The following is a 17782-nucleotide window of genomic DNA, read 5'->3' as shown; positions in this document are numbered from 1 at the left end:
ACGTCGGGATGCCGAAGAACGTCCCGTGGCACGGGCACACCGTCTACACGGGAGTGTGGAAGGCCCCGGTGGACGGGCGGCGGATGGTGCGCCGGCTCAACATCGACGGTGACGGCCAGGGCGACAAGGACGGGCACGGCGGTGAGATGCGGGCGGTGCTGGTCTACCAGACCGACTCGTACACCCATTGGTCGAAGCATTTTTCCAAAGACCTCGGGGGTACGGCGCGTTCGGCGAGAACTTCACCGTCGACGGGCTGGCCGACGACGAGGTGCACATCGGTGACCGCTACCGGATCGGCGACGCCGAGTTCGAGGTCACCCAGCCGCGGGTCACCTGCTTCCGGGTCGGCCTGCGGCTCGGCGAGCCGCAACTGCCCGCGCTGCTGGTCGGCCACCACCGGCCCGGCTTCTACCTGCGGGTGATCACCGAGGGCGAGGTCGGCGCGGGCGACGAGATCGTCCGCACCCGGGTCGGCCCGCACGAGGTGACCGTCGCCGAGATCGACGCCCTGCTCTACCTGCCCAACCCCGACCACGACCGGATCCGCGCGGCGCTCGACATCCCGGCGCTCAGCCCGGGCTGGGTGGCGTCGTTCAAGGAGGTGCTGGCCGGTGGCGGCGGGCTCGCCCCGATCCCGGTGGGCAAGGAGCCGGCGTGGCGCGGCTTCCGGCCGTTGCGGGTCGACCGGGTGGTCCCCGAGACGGCGTCGATCACGTCGATCTACCTGGCGCCCACCGACGGCCAGCCGCTGCCGAAGCCGCAGGCCGGCCAATACCTGACGTTGAAGGTCGCGCCCGCGGGCAACCCGGCTCCGGTGCGGTCCTACTCGCTGTCCGACCACTTCGACCCGGCCGCCTACCGGATCAGCGTGAAGGGCGAGGCGCACGGCGCTGTGAGCCCTTATCTGCAGGGCTCGCTGACGGCCGGCGGGACGCTCGACGTGGCGCCGGCCCGGGGCGAGTTCGTGCTGACCGACGGCACCGACCCGATCCTGCTGATCTCGGCGGGCATCGGGGTGACGCCGGTGCTGGCGATGCTGCACCGGTTGGCCGCCGACCACGACCCGCGCGAGGTCTGGTGGATCCACACCGCGCACGATGCGAGCCACCACGCGTTCGCGGGCGAGGTTCGCGACCTGCTGGCCACGCTGCGCAACGCGAAGGAGCACATCTTCTACTCGGTCGACACCCGGCTGACGCCCGCCGTGCTCGACGGGCTGGGCGCGCCGCTGGAGGCCGACGCCTACATCTGCGGTCCGGAGTCCTTCATGGACGACATCGCGAGCGGGCTGGTCGATTCGGGGATGAAGCCCGATCGGGTACGCCGGGAACTGTTCGCCTCCCGCTCGGCGATCAACCCGGGCGTGACCGACGCGACCCGCAAGAAGCCGCACCCGCCGGAGGGCCCGCCCGGCACCGGCCCGGCGGTCACGTTCGCGCGCAGCGGCCTGACCGTCCCGTGGTCCGACGACCGGGGCTCGCTGCTGGAGTTGGCCGAGTCGTGCGACGTGCCGACCCGCTGGTCGTGCCGCACCGGCGTCTGCCACACCTGCGAGACGGCGCTGCTCTCCGGCGACCTCGACTACGACCCGGACCCGCTGGAGCCACCGGGCCCGGGCGACGCCCTCATCTGCTGCTCGCGCCCCCGTGACGCGGTGGTGCTCGACCTTTAGATGGCCCGGATGGCCAGGGCGGCGTCGAGGGCGGCCAGCGTCGCGGCGTAGCCCTTGTCTTCCGCGGAGCCGGGCAGGCCGGCGCGGTCCTGCGCCTGCTCCAGCGTGTTGACGGTGAGCACGCCGTGCGCGACCGGCTTGCCCGAGTCGAGCGCGACCCGGGTCAGGCCCTCGGTCACCGACTGGCAGACGTAGTCGAAGTGTGCCGTCGAGCCGCGGATGACCACGCCGAGGGCGACCACCACGTCGTATTTCTTCGCCAGCGCCTGTGCGACCACCGGGATCTCCACCGAGCCGGCCACTCGGGCCACCGCCACGTCGGCCACCGCCGACGCCTTGGCCGCGGCCACCGCGCGGTCGACCATGTGGTCGGTCAGCTCGTTGTGCCAGCGGGCCGCCACGATGCCGACCGTCAGGCCCGAGGCGTCGACAGCGGCCACCGCGGGTTCGCCGAAACCAGCCATCAGAATCCTTCCGCAAGGTCGACGTCGTCGAGGGCGTCGAGCAGGTGTCCCATCCGGTCGCGCTTGGTGCGCAGGTAGCGGACGTTCTCGGGGTGCGGGCGGATCGGCAGGCCCTCGCGGCCCGTGATGGTCAGCCCGTAGCCCTCGAGGCCGGCCCGCTTGGCCGGGTTGTTGGTCAGCAGGCGCATCGAGCGCACGCCCAGGTCGTAGAGGATCTGCGCACCCGTGCCGTAGTCGCGGGCGTCGGCCGGCAGCCCCAGGTCGAGGTTGGCGTCGACGGTGTCGCGACCCAGGTCCTGGAGTTGGTAGGCCTGGAGCTTGTGCAGGAGGCCGATCCCCCGGCCCTCGTGGCCGCGCATGTAGAGCACGACGCCGCGGCCCTCGGCCGCCACCCGGGCCAGTGCCGCGTTGAGCTGCGGGCCGCAGTCGCAGCGCAGCGAGCCCAGCACGTCGCCGGTCAGGCACTCGGAGTGCACCCGGACCAGCACGTCGGCGCCGTCGGCGAGGTCGCCGTAGACCATCGCCACGTGCTCGGCGCCGTCGTGCGCCGCGCGGTAGCCCACCGCGGTGAACACGCCGTGCTCGGTCGGGATGCGCGTCTCGACGACCCGCTCGACCTGCTTCTCGTGGTGGCGCCGGTAGGCGATCAGGTCGGCGATCGAGATCAGCACCAGGCCGTGTTCGGCCGCGAACTTCTCCAGGTCGGGCAGGCGCATCATGGTGCCGTCGTCGTTGACCAGCTCGCAGAGCACCCCGGCGGGGCGTAGCCCGGCGAGCTCGGCCAGGTCGATCGCGGCCTCGGTGTGGCCGGGGCGGCGCAGCACGCCGCCGGCCTTGGCCCGCAGCGGCACCACGTGGCCGGGGCGGGACAGGTCGCCGGCGGTCGTGTCGGCCGAGGCCAGCAGCCGGATCGTGTGTGCCCGGTCGGCGGCCGAGATGCCGGTGGTCACGCCCTCGCGGGCATCGACCGTCACCGTGTAGGCGGTGCCGCGCCGGTCCTGGTTGGTGTGGTACATCGGCGGGAGCTCGAGCCGGTCGGCGTCTTCCTCGGTGACCGGCGCGCAGATGTAGCCCGACGTGTAGCGGACGGTGAACGCGAGCAGTTCCGGCGTCGCCATCTCGGCGGCGAAGATCAGGTCGCCCTCGTTCTCCCGGTCTTCGTCGTCGACGACCACGACCGGCCGGCCCGCCGCGATCGCGGCGACGGCCTCTTCGACAGTTGACAGCGTCATGACCTCTTCCCAAGAAGTCGTTCCACGTATTTGGCGATGATGTCGACCTCGAGGTTGACCAGGTCGCCGACCTGCTTGTGACCGAGCGTGGTGAGACCGAGCGTGGTCGGGATCAGCCCCACCGCGAACGTGTCGTCACCCGCTTCCATGACCGTCAGCGAGACACCGTCGACGGTGATCGAACCCTTCTCCACCACATACCGGCGGATCGCCGCCGGCAGCTCGAACCGCACGGTGGTCCACTGTTCGGCGGGCTCCCGGGCGGTGATCCGGGCGACGCCGTCGACGTGCCCCTGCACGAGGTGGCCGCCGAGCCGGCTGTCGAGCTTGGCCGCCCGTTCCAGGTTGACCGGGTCGCCGGGCTTGAGCTCGCCGAGCGACGAGCGCCGGAGGGTCTCACCCATCACGTCGGCCGTGAACCCGTCGGAGGAGATCTCGACCGCGGTCAGGCAGACGCCGTTGACCGAGATCGAGTCGCCGTGCCCGAGGTCGTCGACGACGGTCTTGCCGCGGATGGCGATCAGGCCGGAGTCGTCGCCGGTGGCCGTCCAGCCGACCATTTCGCCGAGCTCCTCGATGATGCCGGTGAACATGCGGGTCAGCCCTCCTTCTTGCGTGGCACAGCGGTGAACCGCAGGTCAGGGCCGACCCGCGTGACGTCGGTGAGTTCGAGGTCGATGACCTCGGCGATGGTCGAGACGCCCGCGTCGGCGAGCGCCGACGGGCCGGCGCCGAGCAGCTTCGGCGCGACGTACCCGATCACCTTGTCGACCAGCCCGGCGGCGAGGAACGCGCCGGCCAGCCGGGGGCCGCCCTCCAGCAGCACCGAGCGGACGCCGCGCACGTGCAGCGCCGCGAGCAGCGCCTGGAGGTCGACCTTGCCGTCGGGACCGGTGCCGACCTCGGCCGCGGTCGCCACCCAGGTGGCGGCGGCGTTGTCGCGGATCTTGGCACCAGCGGGGGTACGCCCGTGGCTGTCGACCACGACCCGCAGCGGCTGGCGGATCGCCAGCGAGCCGTCGCGCAGGTTGCGGGCCGTCAGCCGCGGGTCGTCGGCGAGCACGGTGCCGACGCCGACCAGCACGGCGTCGCTGGCGCAGCGCAGCCCGTGCACGTCGGTGCGCGCGGCCTCGGAGGTGATCCACATGCTGGTGCCGTCGGCGGCGGCGGACCGACCGTCGAGGGTGGCGGCGTATTTCCAGACCACGTAGGGCCAGCCCCGGCGCACGCTGGTCAGCCAGGCGATGTTGCCGGCCTCGGCCTCGTCTTCGCGGACACCCATCCGCACCTCGACGCCGGCGGCCCGCAGCGTCTCGGCGCCGCCCCGGGCGACCGGGTCGGGGTCGGCGACGCCGACGACGACCTTGGCCACGCCCGCGTTGATCAGGGCGCGGGTGCAGGGGCCGGTGCGGCCGGTGTGGTTGCAGGGTTCCAGGGTGACGACCGCGGTGCCGCCGCGGGCCCGGTTGCCGGCCTGCGCGAGCGCGACGATCTCGGCGTGCGGGCCGCCGGCGTAGGCGTGGAAGCCTTCGCCGACCACCTCACCGGCGGCATCGAGCAGGACGCAACCCACGATGGGGTTGGGACTGGTGGTGCCGAGCCCGCGTGCGCCAAGCGCAATCGCGCGTCGCATCGCCTCGTCGATGGAGACGCCGCCGCTCGCCATGCCCGTTCCTTCCCGTTCGCCGTGTGCACGCGGCGCGGGCGAAAGGAGGCATGCGTGAGGGGGCTCGGAACGGCAACGAACAACCGTCCCGACGACGGCGCCAGACAACGGCGCGGCCGTCCGCCCTCGCGCTGTCTCCCATCCGGACTGTCTGGGTGCCGTGAGGGCGCCCAACCGTCGGCCCCGGATTCTCACCAGGTCCACCGCCCGAAGAGGTGCCTTCGGTCGGGTCGCGGGCTTACCAAGGGCCAGGCCCCCGGATCACCGCCGGTTCGGAATTTCACCGAGTCCCGCCAGCGCGTGGTGGGTAACTAAGTCTTACACGCAATCCGCGGAACAGCGATCGTGAGGCGACCTACCTCACACCGAGCCCAAGAAACGGACGAACCGGTCAGGGTGCGGACAGCCGGCGGTCGACGGCCACGTATGAGCCGGGCTGGCTCTTGGCCACGCCCTTCATCTCGTTGGCCAGCGCGATGATCTCGCGGGGATCGCTGAACCGCCGCTCGCCGCTGGACAGCGCCACCCCGATCGACAGCGTCACCAGGGCGGCCCGCTGGATGTTGTTGCGCCGGTCGCGCACCTCGACGTAGCCACGGGCGGCGTCGCGCTCGTCGTACAACCCGTCGGTGGTCTTCTCGAAGTCGAGCACGGCCTTCTCGGAGAGTGGCCGGACCTGGTGCGGCGCGCAGACGATCACGAAGTCGTCGCCACCGATGTGGCCGAGGAACGCGGGCGGCATCCCGGCGACCGTCACCGCCCGGTGCAGGCTGCGGGCCAGCGCGCCGATGAACTCGTCGCCCCGACCGAACCCGTAGACGTCGTTGACGCTCTTGAACCGGTCGATGTCGATGTAGGCGACCGCGTAGTCGGTGCCGCCGCGGACCCGGTCGGTGATCTCCCGGCTGATCCGGGTGTTGCCGGGCAGCCCGGTCAGCGGCGAGACCTCCCGGTATTCGCGGTTGCGGCGCAACGTCGACTCGACCCGGGCGACCAGTTCCGACGTGTCGAACGGCTTGACCATGTAGTCGTCGGCGCCCGCGGTCAGGCCGAAGACCTTGTCGACGGTCAGGCCCTTCGCGGTCAGCATGATGATCGGCAGCGCGGCCGTCATCGGGTTGGCCCGCAGCCGCCGGGTCAGCTCGACGCCGTCGATCCGCGGCATCATCAGGTCGACCACGCACAGGTCGGGCTTGATCCGCTCGATCAGCTCCAGCGCCTCGACGCCGTCGCGGGCGTGCATCACCTCGAAGCCGTGCAGCTTGAGGCTGATGCCGACGAACCGGGCGATGTCGTCGTCGTCGTCGACGATCAGCACGAGGCCCAGCCGGTTGGCGGCCTCCAGCGCGACCTCGGTGCGTTCGCTCATCAGTGCCCGACTACACCACTCGCGGCGAGGGCGCGCAACCGGCGGATGGCCGCGGCGGGGTCGTCGGCGCCATAGACCGCGGTGCCGGCGACGAACGCGTCGGCACCGGCCTGCGCCGCCTGCTCGATCGTGTCGTCGGCGATCCCGCCGTCGACCTCGATGCGCAACTCGAGGTGGCCGCTCTCCCGGGCGGTGCGTGCCAGGCGGACCTTCTCCAGCAGCGCGGGCAGGAACCGCTGGCCACCGAACCCGGCCTTGATCGTCATCACCAGCAGCGTGTCGAAGCTGGGCAGCAGCTCCAGATATGGCTCGATCGGGGTGTCGCGGTCGATCGCCAGGCCGGCCTTGGCACCAGCGGCGCGCAGGTCCTTGGCCAGCGCGACCGGGTTGTCGCAGGCCTCGACGTGGAAGGTGACGTTGTAGGCGCCGGCGTCGGCATAGGCCGGTGCCCACCGCCGCGGTTCGTCGATCATCAGGTGGACATCGAACGGGAGCTGCGTGATCGGGCGCAGACTCTGGACAACCGGCAACCCAATTGTCAGATTGGGCACGAAATGGTTGTCCATGACGTCGATGTGCAACCAGTCCGCCTCCTGCTCGACAAGGCGTACCTCGTCAGCGAGATGGGCGAAGTCAGCCGCGAGGATGCTGGGCGCCACGATCGGCGACGGTCGGGTCACACGGGCCAGTGTACGAAGCCGGGCCCGATCCCCGTAGGGTTGCCCTCAACCCGGCCCTGGGGAGGGATGGATGCGACGCTGGTGGGCGGTGGGCCTCGCGGGCCTCGTGGCAACCCTGGCGTTGACCGGCTGCGGCAGCAACCCCGCCGGCGTCGACGGCGACATCAGCGACGACTGGCGGCCGATGAGCGAGCCGAAGCCGTTCGTCCCCGACAACGAGGTCTGTCACAGCTCGGCGGTCGAGTCCGGCTACCTGGCCGCCTACGCGCCGGTCGACTGCGCCACCACGCACGTGACCGAAACGGTCCATGTCGGAGCGTTCGACACCGCGGGCGGCAAGCCGCCGGTCTCCGGCGAAAAGAGCTACCAGACGGCGTACGCCGAATGCAGTGCCAAGGCCAGCACCTTCCTCGGCGGCGACTGGCGCACGGCCCGGCTCAGCCTGGGCCTGGTGCTGCCGGCCCCGGAGGCGTGGCAGGGCGGTTCCCGCTGGTATCGCTGCGACCTCGCCGAGACCCGCTCCCTCGACGACGACAGCATGGCGTCGCGGGACGGCTCGCTGAAGGGCGCGCTCGCCAAGACCTCCGCGCTGCGCTACGGCTGCTTCACGCCGAAGATCGAAAAAGAACTCGTGCAGGAGATGACCCCGGTCGCCTGCACGAAGTCACACCGCAGCGAGTTCGTCGGCATCTACTCGGCACCGGAGAAGTCCTACAAGACCTTCCTCGCCGACGACGAGACCATCCACAAGGCCTGCCTCGACCTCGTCGCGACCTACGCCAAGCTGCCCAAGGACGACAACCTCGGTGCCCGCACCGGCACGATCTACTACTACCCCACCACCGAAGAGTGGGACCAGGGCAACCGCGGCGTGAAGTGCTTCTCCTGGGACAGCGGCCGCACCTTCACCCGCTCGATCAAGGGCGGCGGCACCAGCCTGCTCCCGGTCAACTAGCCGCTCGGGCCGCAGCGGGCAGCCGCAGGCCGGGCGGCGGGCTGTCGGCCAGGTTGGGGTCGAACAGCGGCCCGCTGTCGGCGACGTCATCGGTGACCACCGACCCCTCGAGGACGACGGCACCGCCGGAGAACTCGGCATCGAGGAACGACACCTCGCCACCGGCGAACTCGGCACCGGCGAACGAGACCTCGCCGGCCGAGAACTCCGCACCCGCGAAGGACACCTTGCCGCTCGCGAAGACCGCGTCGAGGAACGAGACCGCACCGCCCTCGAAGGCCGCCTCCCGGAACGAGACCTCGCCGCCGGAGAAGGCGGCCTGCTGGAAGGACGCGGCACTGGCCGTGAAGCGGGCACCTTCGAAGTAGACCTCGCCGCCGGCGAACGTCGCCCGGCGAAAGGACACGGCGCCCCCGACCAACATGGCGCCCACGAAGGAAACCTCCCCGTCGGAGAACTCGGCCTGCTCGAGCGAGATCTCGCCTTCGAAGAGCCGCGCCTCCTCGAACGACACCGCACAGCCGGAGAACCGGGCCCGCGAAAGGTCGACGGTCGGTCCGGAGAACGCCGCCCGGGCGAACGACACCTTCCCGCCGGAGTATTCGACCTGCTGAAAGGAGATATCGCCGCCGGAGAATTCCGCCTCTTCGAAGGAGATGGCGCCGGCGGAGACCTCCGCGCGTTCGAAGGACAGGGCGCCACCGACGAACTCCGCGTGCTCGAACGCGACGTCACCGCCGGAGAATCGGGCTGTGGTGAAATCCACGTCGCTGCCGGCGAACCGCGCGGCGCCGAAGGACACCCGGCCGCCGGCGAACCGCGCACCCTCGAAGAACACGGCACCGCCGGCGAAGTCCGCCGCCACGAACGACATCCGACCGTCGGCGAACGTCGCTCCCGCGAAGTTGAGCTGGGTCGTGCCGTCGAGGGTGATGCCACTGAGGTCACCACCGTCGAAGAGCGCGCCGGTGAAGTCGAAGGAGTGTCCGTGCCAGCTGGCGTCCCGGTCGACCGGCAGGCGCAGGTGGTCGCGGACCAGCCGCAGCACGGTGTGCCGGACCTCGCGTTCGTCCCGCGGGTCGCGGCTCGGTGCCGGGCCGGGGTGGGCGTCGGGCTCCCCCGGCGGCGCCGGTGCGGTGTGCGGCATGCGCAGGTAGGCGCACAGCACGTCGATGCACGACTGCCGGCCGTCGGCCCAGTCGTCGGCGAGGGCCGCCATCGCGTAGACACCGGCCAGGCGCACTGCGGCCTGGGTGTCGCCGAGCAGTTCGGCGGCCTTCGCGAACCGTTCCGTGAAGAGCCGCGTGTCCTCGCGGTATTCGGCCGCCTCGCCGTGCTGCTGGCGGCGGTAGGCAACGGTCAGCGCGACGACCGCACCCAGGCCGCCGACGATCGACAGCACGATCTTCAGGGCGTCGAGGGTGTTCTGGGTCGTCCACCGCCCCGACCCCACCACCGGGGTCCCCGTCGGCAGGGGCGTGGGCACCGGGTTGCCCACGTCCGGACGGCCGAACGCCTGCCACAAGAGGAACCCGACCAGCACCGCGACAACCAGCGCCAGCACGAGCAACAGCCCAACGTGGACGAACAGCGGCAGGCGCGCGCCCGCGGGGCGTTGCCGGCGCCGCGCCGGCGGCGGGCGACCGAGCCACCACAGGCCCGCGAGCAGGGCCGCCACCAACAGCAGCAGCACCACGGGCCAGATCGCGACGAGGAACCCGCCGACCGCCAGCGCGACCCGGCCCCACCAGCGGGGTTGCACCAGGATCACCGCGGCCACGGCGGCGACGACCGCGAGTCCCAGCCGCACCCGGTGCCCTCTCGGGGACGCGAAGAAGGCCGAGAGCCGGGTCAGTCTGTCCACGTTGACCATCGTCGCCGCCCGTCCGCGAAGCACAATCCGCTCCGCTGGTCGTATAACCGACTCACCCTTCACACCGTGCTTCCCGCCGGGACGGTGCGCGCGCGGCCCGCCGCGGCGTCGACCAACCAGGCCAGCATCTCCGGGAGCACCTGCATGGCCCCGAAATGCGCCGTCTGCGCCTGCACCCGCACGTCGGCGCGCGGAATGCGGGCGGCGAGCCACCGGGTGTGGCTCGCCGGGGAGAAGTTGTCGTCTGCGCCGTGCCACAACAGCACCGGCGGTCGGATGTATTCGGGCCGGAAGCCCCATTGGGTACGCAGCGCCAGCACGTCGTCGATCCACCCGTACGGGCCGGGCCGCAAGGCCTCCGAGTAGGTCTGCGCCAGCAGCCGGCGGATCGCGAAGTCTCCCACCACCCGCAGGTCGGGGTCGGTCATCTGGCTCCGCAGGTCGTCGACGAGCTGATGGGGATCGCGCCGGGCCCGGTCGGCGCGCAGCCGCAGCCGCTCGACCAGTTTCTGCCGGTCGGTGCTGGCCATCCGGTAGCCGCTCACGTTGGCGTCGGTCATGCCCTGGAACCAGTCGAGGCCGTGGGCGTTCGCCGGGGCCAGGCCGACCAGGACGGCGGCACCGGTGACCCGTTCGGGCAACAGTGCGGCGGCCGCCAGCGCGTGCGGCCCGCCGCCGGAGCGACCGACCACGGCGAACCGTTCGATGTCGAGCTGGTCGGCGATCGCCTCGATGTCCTGGGCGGCGTCGGCGACGGTGCGGCCGGGGTCCCGCTCGGAGCCTCCGTAGCCGGGCCGGTCGTAGCAGATGAGCCGGACACCCAACCGGTAGAGCACGCTGGCCCGCGGCTTGGGCCCGACCCGGCTGCCCGGCGTGCCGTGCAGCAGGAACACCGGGCGCCCGCGCTCGTCGCCGGACACGTCCACCTGCAGCCTGCGCCCGTCCCAGGCCTGCACCGGAGCTGTCACGGTCAGAACAGGTGGGGATCGAGGGTGCGGTGGACGTAGCGCCGCTCCCGGGCGGCACGGACGGAGGGATGCTTGGGGCCGAGGGTCGCTTCGAGCCGGTCGAGGGCGTCATCGGGGCCGGTCATCAGCGCCAGGTTGACCTGGCCGCGCAGCGTGTCGGGGTGGTCGGCACCGAGGACTCTGGCGGTGTCGGCGGCCACGGCCCGGGCCAGCTCGCGCGCGGCCGGCAGGTCGCCCTCCTCGGCACGGAGGATCGCGAGATTCATGCGTACGGCGAGCGCGTGTGGATGGTCGGGTCCGAGCACCTCGCGCATCCCCTGTGCGGCCTCGTCGCTGAGCGAACGGGCGAACCCGAGGTCGCCGGTGATGCGGCTGGCCACCGCCCGGTTGCTGGCACAGGCGAGCGCATAAGGATGGCGCGGCCCGAGCTCGCCTTCGTAGCGGAGCTGAACGTGCTCGAGTTCGGCGGCGGCGCTCGGCAGTTGCTCGAGCGCCACCAGGTTGGTCGCCCGGCTGTGTCGGCACGCCAGCGTGTAGGGGCTGTTGGGGCCGAGCCGCTCGTTGAGCTGCTCGTAGGCCTCCTCCAGGAGCGGCGCGGCGAGTTCGGCGAGCCCGGCGCAGCGCAGCGAGACGGCCAGGTTGGCCGAGGCGAGCAGGGTGGGCACCCGGTCGGGGCCGAAGGTCTCCTCCGTGGCGGCCCGGACGGCCCTCAGCAGTGCGACCGAGCTCCGGTATTCCCCGCGTTCGCGCAGGTCGCGCCCGAGCGCACCGCCCGACCTCAGGGTTCGGGGGTGGTGGTCGCCGAGGATGGCCCGGCGGCGCTCGTAGACCTCCTGGTCGCCGTCGCCCGCGGCCCGCACGTTGCCCGCGAGCCGTTCGGAGCAGGCCAGGCCGGACCGGGCGGTGAGCGTGGCCGGATGGTCGGGGCCCAGGGCCGCCGTGCTGGCGGCGACATTCCGCTCGTCGAGCGCGACCGCGGCGGCGTAGCGGCCGAGCGCGCGGAGGTCGGCCGCCACGCCACCGGTCGTCTCGAACACGTCCGGGTGGTCGGCTCCGACGAGCTGCCCCTGTTGGGCCAGCACCTCCTGGTCGAGCGCGTACGCCGGCTCGAACCCGCCCTGCTCCCGGATGAGGCCGGCGAGCATGTGGCGCAGCCGGAGCGACTGCCGTCGCAACCCGTCGGCGCCACCGTCGAGCCAGGACGCGCCGATCCGGGACGCCAGCGCCTGGCCGTCGCTGAGCTCGCCGCTGAGCCAGGCGTGCCGGACCTGATCGAGCAGCAGCTCGCGGGTGGTCTCGTCGCCACAGTCGGCCGCGGCGCAATGCTCGAGGTGCGGCCAGAGCAGCCCCAGCCGCGGCCAGGACGCCGGATCTTCCGGGCCGGCCGTCGGGCGCAGCGCCGCCAGCACACCGTGCATGCGATGGCGGATCTCGTCGAGGTCGGAGGCGGAGACCTCGCCGCGCACCAGGTGCTGGAGCAGCGGGTGGACGTGGATCGCGCGGTGCCCGACGTCGAGCCGGAGCAGCGCCAGCCGGCTGATCTGCTGCACGAGCAAGGCCCGGTAGGGCCGGGTGGCGGTGGCCGGGTTGACCCCGGCGAGCGCGGTCGCGAACTCGTCGGCGTAGACGATGTCGAGGCCGATCTCCGGCGCGAGCGTCGAGAGATGCGCGAGCAGGTGGAATCCCGGTGGATGGTCGTCGCGCAGCCGTGCGAGCGACTGTGACCAGGTGTGCTCCACGCTGGACACACCGTCGCGCCGGACCTGCCGCACGTAGTCGTCGACCCCGGTGCCGGTGGACGCGAGCCAGTCGCCGGCGGCGCACAGCGCCAGCGGCAGGTCGCCGACGGCCGCCGCGAGCGACATCGCCTGCTCGGGTTCGATCGTCGGCAGGTAGGTCTGGAGCAACCGCAGGCTCGCAGCCCGCGGCAGGACGTCGATCGACAGCGCGTGCACCAGGTCCTGCCAGGGGGTGTCGCGCGAGGTCAGCAGCAGGTGCCCGGCGCCGGCCGGCAACCGCTGGACCACTCGTTCGAGGTCTTCGGCGTGGTCGCAGACCACGAGCCACCGGGGGTAGGCGCTGCCGACCCTCGACGGGCCCAGTGGCGCGGTGTCGAGGGGCTTGGCGTCGTCGTCGAGCCACCAGACGACGTCGTAGGACGCCGCGAACCGGTGCGCGTACTCCAGCGCGATCTCGGACTTGCCGACACCGCCCATGCCGCGCAGCACCACCGGCACCGGCCAGGGCAGCCCGTCGCCGCTGTGTGCGCGCAGGTGGGCGCGGAGTTGGCGGAGCTCGTGCTCGCGGCCGGTGAAGCGCGGGTTGCGCACGGGCAGGCCGACAACCTCGCGGTCGGTGCCCGGAAACCGCACGCCCAGCTTCGCGGCGTCGAGGTCGGCACCGATGCCCACGTGCCCGACAAGGCGCAGCAGCCGCTCGATCGCCTCGTCGGCGCTGAGCCCGGCGACGAACGCGGAGGCGTCGAGCTCGAACGCCGGCAACGGCGGAACGACGTCGACGTAGACGGCGAACGCGCCCCGGTCGTCGCGGGCGACCAGGGCGGCCTGGCCTTCGGCACTGGTCGCCGAAACGATCACCATCAGGCGGGCGTGCAACGGGGTCGCCTCGGCCGTGCCCTCGGGGACGTCGTGCACCCGGATCCCGGCCGCCGTCAGCAACCGCTCCACCCACTCGGCCCAGGCCTGATCCGCGGGAGCGTAGGACAGCGCCACGTTCTCCTCGGCCACGGCGGCCCGGCGGGTGAAGAGGCCGAGCGTGCGGGCCCGGACGAACTCGTTCATCGGCGGCAGCCGCTCGACGACCCCGTCGCTGGCGAACCGTGCGATCGACTCGTAGGCGCTGAGCAGAGGAGACGGCATGTCGGGCCGGTCGCCGAACGGAGCCAGCACCTCCTCGAACGAGTAATAGGGACAGTGCGGCACTTCGACCGATCGCCAGTAGACATCGCGCTCGCGCTCCGGCATGCCCTTCGGCAGACCCGCCAGTCGTTGCCGGGCGACCTGGCGGCCGATCTGGGCCTTCTCCTGCTCGCCGAGGTCAACCCTGGTCGGCACCGGCAGGACCCGGATCTCCCGTTCCGCGTGGTGGAAACGCACGGCGGACGCGGACGCGACCGCGCCCTCGATGCCCTGATGGCTGAGCGGGAAGCAACTGACCAGCACGTCCGGAAGCTGGATCGCGCAGATGTCGGCCAGTTCGTTCCACCCGTTGGGGCTGTCGATCAGCGCGTAGTCGTATTCGCCGCGCATCGTGTCACGCAGGACGTCGAAGAACCGGCCGCCGTCGCGCCGCTCGTAGAACTCGTCCCAACCTGTCGCACCGATGATCGCGACATAGTTGCGATCCTGGCTGCCGGTCGGAAGCAGATGTAGGCAACCGTCGCCGGGAAACTCCCAGTCGAGCGGGATCGCGTGCGATGTGACGTCAGCGAGGCGTTCGAGGTCGGGTTGTGGCAGCGGGCCACCCGCGCGCATGACTTCCAACTCATATCCGCGAATCAGATCGGTAACGCCCGGGGCGTGGTCGATGTCCTCGGATCGGATGAACGGCCGGAAATAGCGATGGAGACCGGGTGACTCGAAGTGCCAGTCGGCGACCAGAACGCGATGCCCATTCGCCGCCAGGATCCAGGCGACATTGGCCAGGGCCATCGTGCGACCGGTGCCGCCGGTGAATGAGTAGAAGGTGATCACCGTGCCGTGCCGACTGTTGGTCATCGACGCTCATTTCGGGGGTGGGCTGGCGTCACTACCCAGTGAATCACGCTTTACGGGACTGTCCATCCAGAAGTTGACGGCGACCAAAGGATCATGAATTCTCGCGGGCACCCGGTTGTTCGCGAGCGACACCGCATGTCAAGCTTGTTCAACGCAACTTGGCAACGCTATACACCCGTCGGAGTGTGCTGCTTGGCGATCCGGTTACCGGCGTCGGATGCGTTGCCGGACGGTCCGCTGCGCGAGTTCGTCGCAGTCCTGCATGAGCTCTATGACCTGGCCGGCCAACCGGCCGCGCGGCTCATCAGCAAGGACATCTCGGCGCTGCCCAAGCGTTTCGAAAGCGTTTCACACCAGACAGTGGCCGCCCTGTTGCACGGCGGCCCACCGCCCGCCTGGGAAAAGGTCCGCTCGATCGTCTTCGCGCTGAAGGTGCGCGCCGAACTCGACGACAGCGAGCGCGACCTCGAACGCCGCTTCAAGCCACTGTGGATCAACGCGCGGGCGGCCGCGGTCGCCCGCCCCGCCGAGTCGATCGCCCGCGCGCCCATCCCCGGGCCGCGACCGCAGATCCGCTCCGAGCCCGTCCAGGTGCGGATGCCGTCGCCACCGGAGCGCGTCGCCATCCGGCCCGACGAGGTGTTGCGCACGCAGATCGAGCCCGTGCCGCTGTCGTCGGTGGAGCGGATCGTCGGTGGGCTGCCCGACCGCGACAGCATGTTCACCGGCCGGGCCGCGCTGCTCGACCGGATGCACCGGGAACTACAGGAGAACCCGCACGCGCCGGTGGTGCTCCACGGGCTCAGCGGGGTCGGCAAGACCCAGCTCGCACGGGAATACGTCGAGCGCTACCGCCACGAGCACCTGGTGATCTGGTGGATACAGGCCGACCAGCTGGAGCATGCCCGCCGGTCGCTGCTCGACCTCGCGGAGCGGCTCGGCTCGCGGCAGGGGCAGAGCGCCGACCAGACCATCGACGGCGTGATCAGCCAACTCGAGTCGCAGCCGACCCCCTACCTGCTGGTCTTCGACGGGGTGAGCGACGAGGAAGTGCGGCAGCTGATGCCGACCTTCGGCGGCCACGTGATCGTGACCACCCGCGACCCGGCACTCGGCCGCGAGAACACCAGCAGCGGCATCGAGGTGCCGGACTTCACTGTGGACGAGGCGGTGGCCTTCCTCCGCAAGCGCGACGTCTCGCTCAGCGAGGTTCAGGCCCGGGAGCTTCTCGATCAGATCGGCCGGTTGCCGCTGGCCCTGGAACACATCGCGGCGTTGCGGCAGGGACCGGGACTGTCGTGGATCGAGTTGAAAGAGCGGCTCGAGGGCTCCCCCGGCGTGCTGCCCGTCATCAAGGTCGCGCTCGACAAGTTCGGCTCGGCCAACCCGTCCGCGATGCTGGTCCTGGAGATGTTCGCCTGGTTCGGTTCCGAGCCCGTCGCGATCGCGCTGTTGCGGCAGGGTCGCGTCGGCGACGTGACGGCCGCCCTGCGCCGCGCGGTCGGCGACCCCCTCGAACTGCTCAGGGCGCTGCGCTCGGTCCAGCAATACGGATTGGCGCGACTCCACGGCGACCAGCGGGTCGAAGTGCAGCCGATCACCCGGCACGCGCTTCGCGACGTGTTGTCCGAGGAGGCGCTCGGCCGCGCCCGGCGCAACGCTCATGAGGTGCTCGCCGCCGCGGGCCAGGGCGAACCCAACGATGTGGCCTCCAGCGGCATGCACCGGGAGATCGCCGCCCACGTCCTGCCGGCGGAGCTGATCCAGTCCGACTCGCCGAAGGTGTTGCTCACCGTTTACCACCAGATCAGATACCGCTATGTGATCGGTGACTACGCGGGCGCGCGCGACGTGGCGGAGTCAGCGGTCACGGTGTGGCGCGAAGCGCCGGGCCTCGGTCCCGGTGCCGAACTCGTGCTGAAGGCGACCCACGAATGGGCTAACGCGCTGCGCGCGCTGGGCGATTATCAGGCGGCCCGCGATCGCATGGCAGACGCGATGAGTCGATTGCGATTCGACCCGGCCTACGGCGAAGACCATCCATTGACCCTCAGGCTGTCCTCGAGTCATGCGTCGGACCTGCGCCTGGCCGGCGAATACCGCCGGGCGAAAGAGATCGACTCGGCCACTCTCGAACGCTGGGAACGCAGATACGGCGACGACGATCCGAGCACCGCCACCCGGCGCCACAATTTCGCGGTGAGCCTTCGGCACATGGGCGAGTTCGCGCGGGCGGAAAATACCGACCGGGTGGCACTCGCCGCGAATCTGCGTCATTTCGGCGCCGACGACTGGCGCACCCACCTGTCGGTCAACGCGCTCGCCGAAGACCTCTACGGTCTCGGCCGTTGGGCACAGCTATTGGAACTGCAAACGGTGTACGCGGGATCCGGCCGTTCGCTGCCCGGCCAGGTCGACCGCGGCGCGCTGCTCCTGCGCCGCACGCTGGGCCTGGCTCAGCGTGGCCTCGGCGAGTTGGCCGACTCGCTCGTGCAGCTCAAGGAGCATTACCGCGAATGTCATGCCGCGTTCGGTCCCGACCACGAATACACGCTGGCGGCCGCGTTCAGTTATGCGAACACTCTTCGGTTGCAGGGTGACCTCCAGGAGGCCGACGCCTACGCGCACGACGCCGTCGCGGCCTACAGCCGCACGTTCGGGTCGCGCCATCCGCTGACCCTCGCGGCAAAGGTCAACTTCGCGGCCATCCGGCGGGCACAGGGCTATCGGCTCCAGGCGCAGCAGTTCGACGCCGCGGCCAGCGAGGCGCTGCGCGACCGCCTCGGTGACGGCCACCCGTCGACCATCGCCGCGACCGCCAACCTGGCGACCGACTACGCGTTGGCCGGTGGGCACCACGCGCCGGCCGCACGCGCGCTGTCTGCCAGCGCGTACGCCAGGGCTTGTGAGTCGCAAGGCGCGGATCACCCGGATTCGCTGGCCATCGGTGCCAACCTGGCGCTCGACCTGGCGGCGGACGGCCGGGTCGACGAGGCGGCCGACCTCCGGGAGTCGGTCTTGTCGGCGGTGCACCGGGAACTCGGCCGGGGCCATGCCATGGCGGGCCACGTTGTCAATGGTCGCCGGATCGAGTGCACCATTGAACCCCCGTCCGCATGACAAGTAGGCCGTAAAATTCTGTAAACCGCCGCTTGTCTAGCTA

12 protein-coding genes and 1 riboswitch are annotated in these 17782 nt (G+C 71.2%); of the genes, 3 read left to right on the top strand and 9 right to left on the bottom strand.

The features are described 5' to 3' along the window. Positions 1 to 187 precede the first annotated feature (187 nt). Positions 188 to 1675 carry an MOSC and FAD-binding oxidoreductase domain-containing protein gene (locus DFJ67_RS23790; RefSeq protein ID WP_211333964.1) on the top strand — a complete coding sequence of 496 codons (1488 nt, stop codon included), beginning with the start codon at positions 188 to 190 and terminating at the stop codon, positions 1673 to 1675. On the opposite strand, the gene ribH is transcribed toward DFJ67_RS23790, so the two are convergent. The 6 genes from ribH to rpe form a co-directional block, all read right to left on the bottom strand. Then, the gene (gene ribH / locus DFJ67_RS23785) at positions 1672 to 2139 is read right to left on the bottom strand and encodes a 6,7-dimethyl-8-ribityllumazine synthase (RefSeq protein WP_116070030.1); all 468 of its coding nucleotides are present in this window, start codon (positions 2137 to 2139) and stop codon (positions 1672 to 1674) included. The two genes, DFJ67_RS23790 and ribH, sit on opposite strands and share 4 nt — an antisense overlap. After that, on the bottom strand, positions 2139 to 3371 hold the full coding sequence (locus DFJ67_RS23780; RefSeq protein ID WP_116070029.1) for a bifunctional 3,4-dihydroxy-2-butanone-4-phosphate synthase/GTP cyclohydrolase II: 1233 nt from the start codon (positions 3369 to 3371) through the stop codon (positions 2139 to 2141). Before DFJ67_RS23780 ends, ribH begins: the two co-directional genes overlap by 1 nt. Next, entirely contained in the window at positions 3368 to 3964 is a 597-nt protein-coding gene (locus tag DFJ67_RS23775; protein WP_116070028.1) for a riboflavin synthase, read from the bottom strand. Before DFJ67_RS23775 ends, DFJ67_RS23780 begins: the two co-directional genes overlap by 4 nt. 5 nt (positions 3965 to 3969) lie before the next feature. Further along, positions 3970 to 5037, bottom strand: coding sequence for a bifunctional diaminohydroxyphosphoribosylaminopyrimidine deaminase/5-amino-6-(5-phosphoribosylamino)uracil reductase RibD (gene ribD / locus DFJ67_RS23770; RefSeq protein WP_116070027.1), 1068 nt, complete (start codon positions 5035 to 5037; stop codon positions 3970 to 3972). A 126-nt stretch (positions 5038 to 5163) separates the two neighbouring features. Then, positions 5164 to 5339: riboswitch (FMN riboswitch) on the bottom strand. A gap of 89 nt (positions 5340 to 5428) precedes the next feature. Next, positions 5429 to 6406, bottom strand: coding sequence for a GGDEF domain-containing response regulator (locus DFJ67_RS23765; protein ID WP_116070026.1), 978 nt, complete (start codon positions 6404 to 6406; stop codon positions 5429 to 5431). Continuing rightward, positions 6406 to 7086 carry a ribulose-phosphate 3-epimerase gene (rpe, locus tag DFJ67_RS23760; protein WP_116070025.1) on the bottom strand — a complete coding sequence of 227 codons (681 nt, stop codon included), beginning with the start codon at positions 7084 to 7086 and terminating at the stop codon, positions 6406 to 6408. Before rpe ends, DFJ67_RS23765 begins: the two co-directional genes overlap by 1 nt. Before the next feature lie 70 nt (positions 7087 to 7156). On the opposite strand from rpe, the gene DFJ67_RS23755 reads away from it, so the two are divergent. Continuing rightward, positions 7157 to 8041 (top strand): septum formation family protein, encoded by an 885-nt coding sequence (locus DFJ67_RS23755; RefSeq protein ID WP_116070024.1) that lies wholly within the window; start codon positions 7157 to 7159, stop codon positions 8039 to 8041. Here the strand turns inward: DFJ67_RS23755 and DFJ67_RS23750 are convergent. The 3 genes from DFJ67_RS23750 to fxsT (DFJ67_RS44400) all read right to left on the bottom strand — a co-directional run bounded on the left by DFJ67_RS23750 (position 8034) and on the right by fxsT (DFJ67_RS44400) (position 14619). Then, positions 8034 to 9905, bottom strand: a complete 1872-nt coding sequence (locus DFJ67_RS23750) for a pentapeptide repeat-containing protein (RefSeq protein ID WP_170215942.1) — start codon at positions 9903 to 9905, stop codon at positions 8034 to 8036. The genes DFJ67_RS23755 and DFJ67_RS23750 overlap by 8 nt on opposite strands. 68 nt (positions 9906 to 9973) lie before the next feature. Beyond that, positions 9974 to 10882, bottom strand: coding sequence for an alpha/beta fold hydrolase (locus DFJ67_RS23745; protein WP_116070022.1), 909 nt, complete (start codon positions 10880 to 10882; stop codon positions 9974 to 9976). A gap of 2 nt (positions 10883 to 10884) precedes the next feature. Next, the gene (gene fxsT, locus DFJ67_RS44400; RefSeq protein WP_116070021.1) at positions 10885 to 14619 is read right to left on the bottom strand and encodes an FxSxx-COOH system tetratricopeptide repeat protein; all 3735 of its coding nucleotides are present in this window, start codon (positions 14617 to 14619) and stop codon (positions 10885 to 10887) included. A 192-nt stretch (positions 14620 to 14811) separates the two neighbouring features. On the opposite strand from fxsT (DFJ67_RS44400), the gene fxsT (DFJ67_RS23735) reads away from it, so the two are divergent. Continuing rightward, positions 14812 to 17739, top strand: coding sequence for an FxSxx-COOH system tetratricopeptide repeat protein (gene fxsT / locus DFJ67_RS23735; RefSeq protein ID WP_170215941.1), 2928 nt, complete (start codon positions 14812 to 14814; stop codon positions 17737 to 17739). The last annotated feature ends 43 nt before the right edge of the window (positions 17740 to 17782 follow it).

This window comes from Asanoa ferruginea (assembly GCF_003387075.1).
Lineage (GTDB): Bacteria > Actinomycetota > Actinomycetes > Mycobacteriales > Micromonosporaceae > Asanoa > Asanoa ferruginea.
The sequence above is the reverse complement of the archived record's forward strand: the minus strand, read 5'-3'. Positions and strand labels throughout refer to the sequence as shown.

What these genes read in the sequence shown, in the direction of transcription:
- DFJ67_RS23755 (WP_116070024.1), top strand. Translation starts at nt 7,157, where the DNA reads ATGCGACGCTGGTGGGCGGTGGGCCTCGCGGGCCTCGTGGCAACCCTG.
- DFJ67_RS23780 (WP_116070029.1), bottom strand. Translation starts at nt 3,371, where the DNA reads ATGACGCTGTCAACTGTCGAAGAGGCCGTCGCCGCGATCGCGGCGGGC.
- DFJ67_RS23765 (WP_116070026.1), bottom strand. Translation starts at nt 6,406, where the DNA reads ATGAGCGAACGCACCGAGGTCGCGCTGGAGGCCGCCAACCGGCTGGGC.
- fxsT (WP_116070021.1), bottom strand. Translation starts at nt 14,619, where the DNA reads ATGACCAACAGTCGGCACGGCACGGTGATCACCTTCTACTCATTCACC.
- ribH (WP_116070030.1), bottom strand. Translation starts at nt 2,139, where the DNA reads ATGGCTGGTTTCGGCGAACCCGCGGTGGCCGCTGTCGACGCCTCGGGC.
- ribD (WP_116070027.1), bottom strand. Translation starts at nt 5,037, where the DNA reads ATGGCGAGCGGCGGCGTCTCCATCGACGAGGCGATGCGACGCGCGATT.
- DFJ67_RS23775 (WP_116070028.1), bottom strand. Translation starts at nt 3,964, where the DNA reads ATGTTCACCGGCATCATCGAGGAGCTCGGCGAAATGGTCGGCTGGACG.